At 60.9% G+C, this 13,200-nt stretch carries 8 protein-coding genes; 3 read left to right on the forward strand and 5 right to left on the reverse strand.

Annotation, left to right across the window (positions count from 1 at the left end):
• Window positions 1–208: 208 nt before the first annotated feature.
• Window positions 209–2,362: a S46 family peptidase gene (locus CSQ91_RS19060; RefSeq protein ID WP_099389229.1), complete on the forward strand. Its 2,154-nt coding sequence runs from the start codon at window positions 209–211 to the stop codon at window positions 2,360–2,362.
• A gap of 68 nt (window positions 2,363–2,430) precedes the next feature.
• On the opposite strand, the gene CSQ91_RS19065 is transcribed toward CSQ91_RS19060, so the two are convergent.
• A complete protein-coding gene (locus CSQ91_RS19065) occupies window positions 2,431–3,000 on the reverse strand; it encodes a hypothetical protein (RefSeq protein WP_099389230.1) in 570 nt (189 codons plus the stop codon).
• Window positions 3,001–3,150: 150 nt separating this feature from the next.
• On the opposite strand from CSQ91_RS19065, the gene CSQ91_RS19070 reads away from it, so the two are divergent.
• Both CSQ91_RS19070 and CSQ91_RS19075 read left to right on the forward strand, forming a co-directional pair.
• Window positions 3,151–4,839: a M14 family zinc carboxypeptidase gene (locus CSQ91_RS19070; RefSeq protein WP_099389231.1), complete on the forward strand. Its 1,689-nt coding sequence runs from the start codon at window positions 3,151–3,153 to the stop codon at window positions 4,837–4,839.
• A 90-nt stretch (window positions 4,840–4,929) separates the two neighbouring features.
• Window positions 4,930–7,080: an FUSC family protein gene (locus CSQ91_RS19075; protein WP_099389232.1), complete on the forward strand. Its 2,151-nt coding sequence runs from the start codon at window positions 4,930–4,932 to the stop codon at window positions 7,078–7,080.
• 11 nt (window positions 7,081–7,091) lie between these two features.
• Here CSQ91_RS19075 and CSQ91_RS19080 read toward each other — a convergent pair whose 3' ends face one another.
• The 4 genes from CSQ91_RS19080 to CSQ91_RS19095 all read right to left on the reverse strand — a co-directional run bounded on the left by CSQ91_RS19080 (window position 7,092) and on the right by CSQ91_RS19095 (window position 13,006).
• Window positions 7,092–9,041: a S9 family peptidase gene (locus tag CSQ91_RS19080; RefSeq protein ID WP_257217403.1), complete on the reverse strand. Its 1,950-nt coding sequence runs from the start codon at window positions 9,039–9,041 to the stop codon at window positions 7,092–7,094.
• 67 nt (window positions 9,042–9,108) lie between these two features.
• On the reverse strand, window positions 9,109–10,581 hold the full coding sequence (locus tag CSQ91_RS19085; protein WP_080753216.1) for an amino acid permease: 1,473 nt from the start codon (window positions 10,579–10,581) through the stop codon (window positions 9,109–9,111).
• A 419-nt stretch (window positions 10,582–11,000) separates the two neighbouring features.
• A complete protein-coding gene (locus tag CSQ91_RS19090; RefSeq protein WP_099389233.1) occupies window positions 11,001–12,431 on the reverse strand; it encodes an amino acid permease in 1,431 nt (476 codons plus the stop codon).
• Between the two features lie 116 nt (window positions 12,432–12,547).
• Window positions 12,548–13,006, reverse strand: a complete 459-nt coding sequence (locus CSQ91_RS19095; RefSeq protein ID WP_034778908.1) for a RidA family protein — start codon at window positions 13,004–13,006, stop codon at window positions 12,548–12,550.
• Between the last annotated feature and the right edge of the window lie 194 nt (window positions 13,007–13,200).

The following is a 13,200-nucleotide window of genomic DNA, read 5'->3' on the forward strand; positions in this document are numbered from 1 at the left end:
CGGCACGAGAAAATGCCCGTTCACAGCCCACTCCTGCCCCTGCAACGGCGAAAATAGTGCAATTTTTACAAGCAACTACAAACATGCCCTCGGGAAAATGTGATTGACTAGTGCGAGTTCGATACGGATACTCTAGGTCGCCCGCTGAGAAAAAACACTGGGTACACGTTGGTTCCGACTTCCCTTCATGTAAAAGACTAGAACTCGAATGAAAAAATCTTTAATCGCGCTCGCCATCCTGAGCAACTTCGCACACGCCGACGAAGGCATGTGGATGCCCCAACAGCTGCCACAAGTGGCCAAGGAACTGAAAGCGGCCGGACTGAAACTCGATCCGACCAACCTGACCAAACTGACCGAATTCCCCATGGGCGCCATCGTCAGCCTGGGCGGTTGCTCGGCTTCGTTCGTCTCCCCGCAAGGCCTGGTTGCCACCAACCACCATTGCGTCTACAACAGCGTGGCGGTCAATTCGACCAAAGAGCGCGATTTGCTGGCCAACGGTTTCCTGGCCAAGACGTTTGCTGAAGAATTGCCGGCCGCCCCAGGCAGCCGCATCTTCGTGACCTCGGCCGTGACCAATGTCAGCGACAAGATCATCACCGCCGACGTGGCCAAGCTGAAAGGCAAGGCACGCATCGACGCGATTGAGAAAAACCAGAAGAAACTGGTGGCCGAATGCGAAAAAGAAGCCGGCTTCCGCTGCACCGTGTCCGCCTACTACGGCGGCCTGGAGTTCTACCTGATCAAGCAACTGGAAATCCGCGACGTGCGCCTGGTGCACGCGCCTCCGGCAGGCGTCGGCAAGTTCGGCGGCGACACCGACAACTGGATGTGGCCACGCCACACGGGCGACTACGGTTTCTACCGCGCCTATGTCAGCAAAGACGGCAAAGCTGCCGACTTCAGCAAGGACAACGTGCCTTACCAGCCAAAACACGTGCTGAAACTGGCCAAGGATGGCTTGAAAGAAGGCGATTTCGTGATGGTCCTGGGCTACCCTGGCCGCACCAACCGCCACCGCCTGCCATCGGAAGTGGCGTACACGTTTGACTGGAACTACCCGGCCTTCGTGAAAGCGTCGGGCGAAACCCTGGCCATCATCGCGCGCGAAACCAAGGACAACAAGGATGTTGCCCTGAAATACGCGGGCCAGGTTGCTGGCGTGAACAATTACTACAAGAACCGCCAAGGCATGCTGGATTCCTACGCGGGCAGCGACTTCCTTGCGCGCAAGACGACGGAACACGAAGCCCTGAAAACCTGGGTCAACGCGAATGCTGCCCGCAAGGCGGAATTTGCCGGCGACATCGAGCAAGTGGAAAAGCTGATCGCCGAGCGCGATGCCGACACCAAGCGCGATTTCTTCCTGAGCTACGCACAGCCACGCCTGCTGAACACGGCACGCAGCCTGTACCGCCTGTCGAACGAAGGCACCAAGGCTGACACGGAACGCAAGTCCGGCTACCAGACGCGCGATTTGCCACGTCTGTCGTCGAGCATCACGTCGGTCGAGCGCACCTACGATGAAAAAGTCGACAAGGCGCTGGTATTGAACAGCCTGACCAAGTACGCCGCGCAACCGGCAGCACAACGCCGCGCCAGCTTCGACGCCGCCATCGGCATCAAAGACGGCATGTCGCAAGCCGACCTGTCCGCCGCCCTGGACAAACTGTATGCGGGCAGCAAGCTGGCCGACAAGGAAGAACGCGCAGCGTGGCTGAAACGCACGCCAGCCGAATTCCAGGCCAGCAAGGACAGCTTCATCCAGGCAGCCGTCGCCATGTATCCGGATTCGCTGAAAAACGAAGCGGAAGACGAAGAACTGGCAGGCAAGATCCAGCAAGCCTACGCCAACTACATGAAAGCAAAGATTGCCTTCATGAAGAGCAAAGGCCAAGCCGTCTATCCTGACGCCAACAGCACCCTGCGCGTCACGTTCGGCAAAGTAGCCGGCCGTGACCACGGCGCCGACGGCACCACCTGGTCTGCCTTCACGACCGTCAATGGCGTCGTTGCCAAAGCCACGGGCCAGGGCGAGTTCAATGCACCGGCGAATCAACTGGCCGCGATCAAAGCCAAGGACTTCGGCAAATTCGTCGATCCCAAGCTGAAAACCGTGCCGGTCGACTACCTGGCCACCCTGGACATCACCGGCGGTAACTCCGGTTCGGCTGCCCTGAATTCGAAAGGCGAATTCATCGGCCTGGCCTTCGACGGCACCTTGGACTCGATCATTTCCGATTGGGACTACAACAAGGCCAACACCCGTTCGATCCAGGTCGACCTGCGCTACATGCTGTGGAACATGAAACACATCGACCACGCAGACAACCTGCTGAAAGAAATGGGCGCTGAATAACAAGAAGCAATAACCCGGCAACGGGCGCTTTAGCCTGAGCCACTCCTGCGGGAGTGGCTTTTTTTCGCCTAACGTTTTACTTTGGTAAAGCGGTAAGGTACCGCTTGCTCTTCGCCAAACACTTGCGCCCTGCCACTTCCCAACGGCAGCATGACCCGCCGGCCATCCTGCAGCAGCAAGGCCAGGTCGGCGCCGGGAAAGCGCTGCGCCAGCAGCGGATAAGCTGGCCGCGCGATGCCGGCGGCGGGAACCACGATGCGGTAGTCGCCATCGCCAAAGTCCAGCAGTAGCGCGGAAAGCTCATCCGGCCCCGGCAGCGCCGTGATGCGCAGGCGCGCGCTTCCCTTGACGAGCTCGAAGGCCGACCACAGGGGCAGGCTGCGCTGCGTGGCGCCGATCCGCAGCAGCGGCGCGTGGCGCGCCTGCGCCGACGTCAGCACGATGTCAGGCCGTTCTTCCGGCACGGCCCCATCGACGGCCAGTAGCCAGCCCCGGTAGCGTATCAGCGCGCCCTGCGCGGCAGCCGTGACAGACCCGCCCTGCGCCACAGGTTCCTTGCCCGCCGGCAGGCGCAACGGCGCCGCCTGCGCCGCCAGGCATATCCCCCACACCAGCGCCGCCATCGCTGCCTTGCCCATGCCGCCTCCCCTCGTGCGTGAAACGTATTCATAACACAAGTACGGCAACAAGCCCCCGCGGCGCCTCAAGGCAGGAGCGCCGGTGCTACAATTGGCCCCTAGCGGGCGTACTTACCCAGCGCGCCTTCCCCCTCCCAGACTCAGACCGCTATGCCACCAGACTTGCGCACGACCTACGAACTCGGTAACCACAACCAGACCACGACCTGGCTGGAATGCATCACCTTCTATCAAGATCTCGCCGCACGCTATCCGCAAGTGCTGCACTTCGAACAGATCGGCCTGTCCGACTCGGGTGTGCCCATCCACGCTGGCGTCGTCAGCGCGGACGGCGTGTTTGACCGCGAGCAGATCAAGCGTGCAGGCCGCACGGTGTTCTTCAACAACAACGGCATCCACCCGGGCGAACCGGAAGGCATCGACGCCTGCATGGCCATCGTGCGCGACCTCTGCACGCAGCCGGAACGCCTGGCGGCGCTGGGCAGCACCGTCTTGCTGTTCATTCCGATCTACAACGTCGATGGCAGCCTGAACCGCGCCAATACATCGCGCGTGAATCAGGATGGCCCGGAGCAATTCGGTTTCCGCGGCAATAGCCGCCACCTGGACCTGAACCGCGACTTCATCAAGTGCGACAGCCTGAACGCGCAAGTGTTCAACCGCCTGCTGGCCAGCTGGGACCCGGACGTGATGGTCGACACGCACACGTCGAACGGCGCCGACTACCCGTACACGATGACCCTGATCCACACGCAGACGGATAAGCTGGGCAACGGCCTCGGCCCCTTCCTGCAAGACACCATGCTGCCGCACATCTTTGCGCAGATGGAAAACGCTGGCTGGCCCACCTGCCCGTACGTGAATCCCGTCAAGGACAGTCCCGACCACGGCATTGCCGAATTCCTCGAAGTGCCCCGTTTCTCGACCGGCTTTGCGGCCTTGCACCACGTCATCGGTTTCATGCCGGAAACGCACATGCTGAAACCGTTTGCCGACCGCTACGCTTCCATGCGCGCCCTGCTCGACATCACCATGGCGTTTACCATCGAACATGGCGAACAGATCAAGCAGCTGCGCGCGCAAGCGAAGGCGGCGGGACGCACGCAAGCCGCATGGCCGATCCACTGGGCCATGAACGAAGAACAGCCGTCGACCTTCCCCTTCAAGGGCTATGCGGCGCAATACACGCCGAGTCTGCTGGGTGACTACCAGCGTCTGTCCTACGACCGCTCGCAGCCGTGGGAACGCGATATCGCCTACTACAACCGCTTCGATGCGGACGTCACCGTGGCCGCGCCGAAAGCCTATATCGTGCCGCAAGCGTGGCGCGAAGTGATCGAACGGCTGCGCTGGAACGGCGTCGAAATGAGCCGCATCACCGCCGAACAGACGCTAACGGCCCGCTACTACCACATCGCCTCCGTCGGCACGCGCGCCACGGCTTACGAAGGCCACATGTTCCACGACCATGTAGAACTCGAAGCGCGCACGGGCCAGTTCACCGTGCAAGCGGGCGATTATGTCGTCAGCCTGGACCAGGACAACGCCCGCTACGCCGTGGAAACGCTGGAGCCGCAGGCGCACGACAGCTTCTTCCGCTGGGGTTTCTTCAATAGCGTGCTGGAGAAGAAAGAAGCGTTTTCCGATTACGTCTTCGAAGACATGGCATCCGAACTGCTGCGCGATGAACCGGCGCTGGCGGCCAAGTTTGCTGACTGGAAAGCTGCCAATCCCGCCTTGCTGAGCAATCAGGAAGCCGTGCTGAACTTCATCTTTGCACACTGCCAGCGCTTTGCCGAGCCGGAATGGCGGCGCTACCCAGTGATCGCCCTGATGTAAATCCGGGCTGTAGCAACTGCAACATCCTGGCGCCGCATCGGAGACCCCGGTGCGGCGCCTCTTTCTGTGCCCTACCCACAAGGTAATCCCATGCACTACGCACTGAACCTGCGCACCTTTATTTACAGCCATTATTTTTATCTGGGCTTGCGCGTGGCCATCGGTCTCGTCGGCCTGGCCTTGCTGACCCAGGAAATCAGCGATAGCGCCACCGCCATGACGGTATGCATCGGCGCCCTGTGCACGACCCTGATGGACATGCCCAGCCCGCTGCGCCACAAGTTCAACGAAATGCTGGCCTCGGTACTGCTGTGCAGCGCCGTCACCTTATTGATCAGCCTGTGCGGGCCCGTGCAGTGGCTGTTGATGACGGTGCTCGTGCTCGTCAGTTTCCTTGCCAGCATGATGGTGGTGTACGGCAAGAAATCCATGCCCTTGCAACTGGCCGCCCTGTTCATCATGACCATGTCGATGGAGCACCAGATGACGTGGCAGCAATCGTTCCACCACGCGGGACTGTTCATGCTCGGTGGCCTCATCTATCTGACCTACGCCATGGCCATCGCCTGGGTCTTGCGCCACCGCATCAAGCAGCAAGTGCTGGCCGAAGCCCTGTTCGAACTGGCCGCCTACATCGATATCAAGGCCGATTTCTACGACACGCGTTTCAATCTGACGGAGCAGTTCAACAAGCTGGTGCGCCATCAAAGCATCCTAGCCGACCGCCAGCAAGCGTCCCGCGACCTGATTTTGCGCAGCCACAAGAACAGCAAGGATGCCATCGTCGTGCAGGTGCACGTATGCATGCTCGATCTATATGAACTGATCCTTTCCACGCACACGGATTACGCGCTGCTGCGCCAGCACCTGGCCGACTCCGACGTGCTGAAATCCTTGCACGACCTGGCGTACAAGGCGGCGCGCGACATCGAAGCCGTAGCCTACGCCGTCACGCGCAAGCGCGCCTCGTATGCGCAGATCAGTTACGACAAGGAATGGGCCGACATCGAAGGAGAAATTGCCCGCCTGCAGGCAAAGGGAGAAAATGCGCAGGAAGCGCTGGCCACCCTGCGCGCGCAGCGCAACAAGATCCGCGCCATTCTGAAAATGATCGCGGAATTGCACCTGGCCAGCCAGAAAGTCTACGACAACGTACCGTTCTGGAGCGGCGCGGACATGGCGCCATTCTTGTCGCAGCAGAAATATGAACTGAAAACCCTGCTGTCGAATCTGCGCCTGGAGTCGCCCGTGTTCCGCTTCGCCCTGCGCGTATCGATGGCGATCTCGGTAGGCTTGCTGATCGGACACTGGCTGCCGTATGCGGCCCACAGCTACTGGATTGTGCTCACCATCGTCATCATCCTGCGCCCCACGTTCAGCATGACGCGCCAGCGCCGCGCTGACCGCATCATCGGCACCATCATCGGCTGCGTGATCACGGCTATCGTGATCCGCTTCGTGCACAGCAATATCGTGCTGATGGCCATTTTGTTCCTCTCCATCGTGGCCACGCCCACCTTCATCTATTTGCGCTACCGCTACACGGCCATCGCCGTGAGCCTGATGATCCTGCTGCAAATGCACCTGGTGGCGCCCAGCAACCCGAACCTCGTCAGCGAACGCCTGATCGATACCCTGATCGGCGCAGCCGTTGCCACCGTGTTCAGCTTTGTGCTGGCCAACTGGGAATACCAGAGTCTGCCGCGCCTGGTGCGCCAGGTGCTCAATGTAAACCTCAGCTATATGCAGGCCAGCTTCGCGCTGCTGCAGGGAAAATGTTTCGATGATTTCGCCTACCGCATCGAACGCAAGCGCTTGATGGACAGCTTGGCCGCGCTCAGCTCGGCGCTGGTGCGCATGCTCGACGAACCGGCCAGCAAGCAGCGGGCCGTGGAAGACATCAACCTGTTCATCGTGCAAAATTACTTGCTGGTGGCCCACGTGGCGGCCCTGCGCTCCATCCTCGGACGCCACGCCAGCCAGCTGCCTGTCGCGCCCGTCAACGCCTTGCTCAGCCACAGCCATACGCAAGTGTGTTTGACCCTGTCGCGCGCGCTGGAGCAGCTCGACAACCAGGCGACGATCAGCGCGCCGCTGGCTCCCCCTGCCGCGCCGCCCGTCAGCGACGTGGCCTGGTCGGGTTGGCCGCTGGTGCAGCGGCGCATCCGTCTGTTGCAAGCAGATGCCGACAAGATCGTGATACATAGCGCGGCGATCGTGCATATTGTGACACCGCGCTAAATCCCCGGGATCTATTTCAGATAGCGCTCAAACCAGCCGATAGTACGTTTCTGCAAGTCGCGCTGGTGCTCGGGCTTGCGGAAGGAGTGCCCTTCGCCATCGTAGATGAACAGGCTGGACGGTACGCCCATGGCGCGCAAGCCGTGCCAGAATTCCAGCGACTGGGCCGCCGGCGTTTCCACGTCGCGCTCGCCCACGTAGATGAGGGTCGGCGTCTTCGCCGCCTTGATCGATTCGATGGGCGAGGCACGGCGGTAGACCTCCGGCTTGTCATAGGCGGAAGCGCCAAAGAACGGGATCATCCACTGATTGATGCCGTTCTGGCCGTAATAGCTGATCCAGTTCGACACGCCCGCACCAGCCACGGCCGCCTTGAAGCGGTCGCTGTGCGTGACGCCCCACATGGTCATGAAACCGCCATACGAATGGCCGATCAGGCCCAGGCGCTGGCCATCGACAGGCGCCACTTTTTGCACCGTATCGATGCCGGCCAGGATGTCGCGCCAGTCGCCGCCGCCGAAGTCGGCCATATTGGCGCGCGTAAATGCCTGGCCCTGGCCAAAACTGCCACGCGGATTGGGCAGGAAGACGAAATAGCCCTTTTGCGTCAATTCATGGATCAGGGTGCTCGCCCCCACGTAACGGGGCGAGGCAGCCGCACCGGGGCCACCATGCACGTTGACGATCATCGGGTAGCGCTTGCCTGTGTCCGTCTTCAACGGCCCCAGCAGCCAGCCTTGCACCTTGTATTGCTCGTTGTTCCAGCCCACGTTCTGCACCGTCAGCTGCGGCGCAAAACCGTCATTGTCGCGCGTAATCTTTTTCAGCTGGTCCACCGGTCCCGCCACCAGATAGCTGGCGTGCGTAAAGTCTTCCTGGGAAGCGGCAGCGTACTGGCCGTCGGCGCTGAACGACAAGCGGCCATCGCTGCCGCTGCTGCTGAGTTCACCAAGCATCACCGGCCGGGCCGGGCCGCTTTGCGCATCGACGGGCACCAGCGCCAGTTGCGAATCGATCAGGGCCGTTGCCAGCAAGCCGGCGCCGCGCCAGACGACGCCATTGAAGGTGCCGCGATAGTCGGGTGTGAGATTGCGCGGCGTGCCGCCGGCCAGCGGCACGGTGTAGAGATCGCCGCCGATGGAGCCGAAATCGCTCATCAGGCCGCCGATGAAGACCACCGTCTTGCCGTCCGGCGAGACGGAAGGCAGGTTCAGCTGCATGGCTGGGGACGCGATCACGCGCAGGGCGCCCGTGGCCGCATCAATATGGCTGAGCTTGGCGACCCACCAGTTGCTGTCGCCATTGCCTTGCGCGCTGGTGGCAACAAAGCCGCGGCCATCGGGCGTCCAGCTGTATTCATACACATAGGTGTCGCTTGGCGACAGCAGACGCGCCTCGCCACCGCTGGCCGGCACGACGGCGATGCGCTGGGCATCGTCTTCGCTGCCCACTTCGCCCACCTGGCGCACGCCAGCCTCCACGGCGCCGGCCAGCTTGCGCGCGCCCACCGTGGCCAGCAGAGCCAGCTGCTTGCCATCCGGCGACCAGCGCACCGTGCTGGCCACGCCCTTGATAGTGGTCAACACACGCGCCTGCGCCTGCGACAGGGTGGCCAGGTACAGCTGCGCCGTGCCCGCCTTGGCGTCGTAGCCAACGAAAGCCAGCTGCCGGCCATCGGGCGACCAGCTTGGCTTGTCGTAGGAACACACGGCACACGGATCGAATTGCTGCACGATGGCGCCGTTGGCGGCGTCGCGCACGACGATGGCCGCATGCGGGCGCTGCGGCTGCTCGCCCGCCTTGCTCGATTCGATGGCGGCGATGCGCTGGCCATTCGCGGACAGGGCCACGGCGCGGTAATCGCGCAATGCCGGCTCCGTTGCAGGGGCGGCCTGTGCCGTGTTGCCCAGAAGACTGCTTGCCAGCAAGCCGCAAACGGCCAAATCAGTTATTTTCATCATGTAAATTCCGGTTAGAAATAAAAAAAACCGCCGGCAAGCACGGCGGTTTTGGATGGAACAGACTGCATTAGCGGGCCTTCTTGCCCAGATGCGAATGCCGCATGCTGTACAGGAAGTAAATGGCCACCGTCACCGCCATCCACACGCTGAACACGACAAACGTCGTATGCGGCAAATCGCGCATGATGTACAGGCAAGCCAGGATGCTCAGGCCAGGAATCACGTACGGGCCGAACGGCACGCTGAAGCCTTCGATGCGGTTGGCGCCCTGCTTGTGGCGCAGCACGGGCACGGCGATCGAGACCACCATGAAGGCTGTCAGGGTACCGATGCTGACCATGTCCCACAAGTACGTGGCATCGACGGAACCGGCTACCACGGCCACCACCAGGCAGACGATGATGGTATTGCTGACCGGCACCAGGGTGCGCGGGTGGATTTTCTGGAACGATTTCGGGATCAGGCCGTCGCGGCTGACGGCAAACAGGATGCGCGTCTGGCCGTAGATCGTCACCAGGGTCACGCTGAAGACGGAAATGACGGCGCCGGCCGATAGCACCAGCGCGGGCCAGGTCTTGCCCGTGACGTTTTGCAGGATCACCGCCAAGCCCGCTTCCTGGCCTTCGAACAATTTCGCCTGCTGTGCACCGAGGGCGGCCACGGCCACCAGCAAATAAAACACGGTGACGATGAGCAAGGCGCCGAGAATGCCGCGCGGCACATTGCGCGTGGGATTTTTCACTTCATCCCCCGCCGTCGCCACCGTATCGAGGCCGATGAAGGAGAAGAAGACAGTACCGGCCGCGGCTGTGACGCCCGTCATGCCGGCAAAGCCCTTGCTGTTGTCGGCATTGAAGAAGGGGAAGAAATTGTCGGCGTTAAAGCCGGAAAACGCGATGACGATGAAAAATACGAGGATCGCCAGCTTGATGATGACCATGATGGCATTCATCAGGGCCGATTCCTTGGCGCCGCGCAGCAGCAAAAAGCCGCACATGCAGATCAAAAAGATCGGCGGCAAGTTGATGTGGCCGGCATGAAACTCCATGCCATGCGGGCCGGAAACGATCATCGGCGTGCGCAGCATCTCGGGGATGTGCCAGCCGAAAGCGTTTTCCAGGAAATTATTCAGGTAGGACGACCAGCCGATGGCCACGGCACTGCCCGCCAATCCGTATTCGAGCAGCAGACAGGCGGCCATGATGAAGGCAAGAAACTCGCCCACGGTGGCATAGGCAAACGAATACGAGGAGCCGGAGGCGGGTATGCGGAACGACAATTCCGCATAGCACAAGGCCGTCAAGCCGGCCGTGATGGCGGCGATCAGGAAAGACAGGACGACCGATGGGCCCGCCTTGGGGACGGCTTCGACCATGGTAAAGAAAATGCCCGTGCCGATGGTGGCGCCCACGCCGATCATGGTGAGGGAAAACAGGCCGATGGACCGGCTCAAGCCACTGCTGCTGAGGCCTTCACCATATTCGACCGTGGTATCGATCGGCTTGGTGCGGCAAAGTTTCTGGACCAGGGTTTGGCTCACTAGCATTCCTTTATGAGGCATGCACTTGAACACCTGCCAAAACCTACTGCGCGTCGTGATTTGCGGCCTGCGATGCTCACTGTGCATTCGCACAGCTGCGCTTCTTAGCCACAACTCGCATCCGCTCGCTACGGTTTTGTCAGGTGTCGTTCGAAACATGACGGGTAAAAACACTTAAAAACGGCGCTCCGGCCCTACCTGGCAAAAAACCGGAAAGATCGCGTCCATTTTCAAAACTAAGCGATTATAGGGCTTTCATCGGCTCAGCTAAACAGAAGTTTGATGCAAGGAAACAACGCCAGGCGTGCGCCGCAAAACGCGCACTGGCGCTAGGGGAACATGGAATTGCCAATATGAAAGAAAAAGCGCGCCGCTGCTGGAGCAGGGGCGCGCTTTCGGTTCAGCTCAGCCGAGCCGGATTACTTCTTGCCCTGTGGCGCATCGGCCGGCGGCCAGCCCGCCTCGTAGCCTTGCGGCACGTCATCGCGCCGCTCTTTCGGCGCCAGGCCCAGTACGTAGTACAGCACCGTCAGCAGGATCAGCCAGGCTGGTCCGACCATCAGGGCGATGCGCGTATCGGGGAAATACGCCATCAAACCGATCACCAGCGCCAGGAAAGCCAGCGAAATCCAGGAACCGTAAGGCGCGAACGGCATGCGGAAGGCCAGGTTCTTGATTTCCAGCGGCGTCAAGGTCTTGCGGAACTGGATCTGCGTGACGAGGATCACGCCCCAGGTCCAGACGGCGCCGAAGGTGGAAATCGAGGTGACCCAAATAAACACTTTTTCCGGCACCATGTAGTTCAGCAGCACGCCGATCAGCAGCGCCACGACGGACACCAGAATGGCGCGGCGCGGCACGCCGCTGGCCGTGGTTTCCGCAAACGCCTTGGGCGCCTGGCCTTGCAGCGCCAGGTTGTACAGCATGCGGCCCGTGCTGAAGATGCCGCCATTGCACGACGACAAAGCCGCCGTCAGCACGACGAAGTTGATGATGCCGGCGGCCGTCTTGATGCCCAGGCGTTCGAACGTCATCACGAAGGGGCTGCCGGTGGTGCCGATTTCATTCCATGGATAGATCGACAGGATGACGAACAGCGCGCCGACATAGAAAATCAGGATGCGCCAGAACACGGAATTGATGGCGTCGGGAATCGATTTCTTCGGGTTCGCCGCTTCGCCAGCCGTCAGGCCGATCATTTCCACGCCCAGGTAGGCAAACATCACCATCTGCAGCGACATCAGCACGCCCTGCGCGCCATTCGGGAAGAAGCCGCCATGCGTCCACAGGTTCGAGATACCGATGGCCACGCCGTCGTTGCCGAGGCCGAAGACGATCATGCCCGTGCCGCCGATGATCATCAGGATGATGGTGACCACCTTGATCAGGGCGAACCAGAACTCGAACTCGCCGTAGGCTTTCACGGCCAGCAGGTTGATGGCGCCCATGGAGCCCAAGGCCGCCAGGGCCCAGATCCAGCGCGGCACGTCGGGGAACCAGATGCCCATGTAGATGGCGACGGCGGTGATTTCCGCCACGCAGGTGACCAGCCACAGGAACCAGTAATTCCAGCCCGTCAGATAGCCTTGCAGGGGGCCCAGGTAATCCTGGGCATAGCGGCTGAAGGAGCCGGCCACGGGATTGTGCACGGCCATTTCGCCCAGCGCGCGCATGATCATGAAGATGACCGCGCCACCGATGATGTACGACAGCATGATGCCGGGGCCAGCCATCTTGATGGCGTTGCCGGAACCCAAAAACAGGCCCACGCCAATCGCGGCACCCAGCGCCATCAGGCGGATCTGCCGCTCGCCCAGGCCGCGGTGCAAGCCTTGTTCACTCGTTTTCATTACGTGTCTCCGTTTTTTTCTTGAATACACCGATCCCTCCACCCCAATGGCGGTTCCGCTCTTGCTGGAAAGGAGGAAAAGGCGAGCCGGCGACAGGCGCCGGCATGTTCAGATGATCAGGCCAGTTCGGCGATCAGCTCGATCTCGACGCAAGCGCCCAGCGGGATTTGCGCCACGCCGAAGGCGGAGCGGGCGTGCTTGCCGCTGTCGCCGAAGACTTCGACGAACAGTTCCGAGGCGCCATTCGTCACCAGGTGCTGTTCCGTGAATGCGGAAGTGGAATTGACCAGGCTCATGACCTTGACGATGCGCTTGACCTTGTTCAAGTCGCCGCCGCATGCGTCTTGCAAGGTGGCGATCAGTTCGATGGCGATGCCGCGTGCGGCGATCTTGCCTTCTTCCGTCGTGACATCCTTGCCCAACTGCCCCACCCAGACCTTGCCATCCTTCTTGGCCAGGTGGCCGGACAGGAAGACGGTGTTGCCCGTGCGGGCATGCATCACGTAGGCGGCAGCTGGTGCGGCAACGACTGGCAGTTCGATGTTGAGGGCTTTGAGTTTTTCGTAAAACGACATGCTATTTCTCCAAGAAAACAATATAAGCGAAACCAAAATTCATGCACGGCAGGGCACGGAGGATGACGCCCTGGCAGCGCGGCTGTGACCGACAACAGTGCCAGATTAAACGTCATCATATTGGTGAACCAGCAGTTTTAGTTCACAAATAGGCCCGGTTATTCAGTGGATTATACCGACAATCAAACAAAATT

The sequence above is a fragment of the Janthinobacterium sp. BJB301 genome, assembly GCF_002735685.1.
Taxonomy (GTDB): domain Bacteria; phylum Pseudomonadota; class Gammaproteobacteria; order Burkholderiales; family Burkholderiaceae_D; genus Janthinobacterium; species Janthinobacterium lividum.

Bases quoted from the DNA above. Each gene is read 5' to 3' on its own strand.
- CSQ91_RS19060 (WP_099389229.1), top strand. From the start codon at position 209: ATGAAAAAATCTTTAATCGCGCTCGCCATCCTGAGCAACTTCGCACAC.
- CSQ91_RS19065 (WP_099389230.1), bottom strand. From the start codon at position 3,000: ATGGGCAAGGCAGCGATGGCGGCGCTGGTGTGGGGGATATGCCTGGCG.
- CSQ91_RS19070 (WP_099389231.1), top strand. From the start codon at position 3,151: ATGCCACCAGACTTGCGCACGACCTACGAACTCGGTAACCACAACCAG.
- CSQ91_RS19075 (WP_099389232.1), top strand. From the start codon at position 4,930: ATGCACTACGCACTGAACCTGCGCACCTTTATTTACAGCCATTATTTT.
- CSQ91_RS19080 (WP_257217403.1), bottom strand. From the start codon at position 9,041: ATGATGAAAATAACTGATTTGGCCGTTTGCGGCTTGCTGGCAAGCAGT.
- CSQ91_RS19090 (WP_099389233.1), bottom strand. From the start codon at position 12,431: ATGAAAACGAGTGAACAAGGCTTGCACCGCGGCCTGGGCGAGCGGCAG.
- CSQ91_RS19095 (WP_034778908.1), bottom strand. From the start codon at position 13,006: ATGTCGTTTTACGAAAAACTCAAAGCCCTCAACATCGAACTGCCAGTC.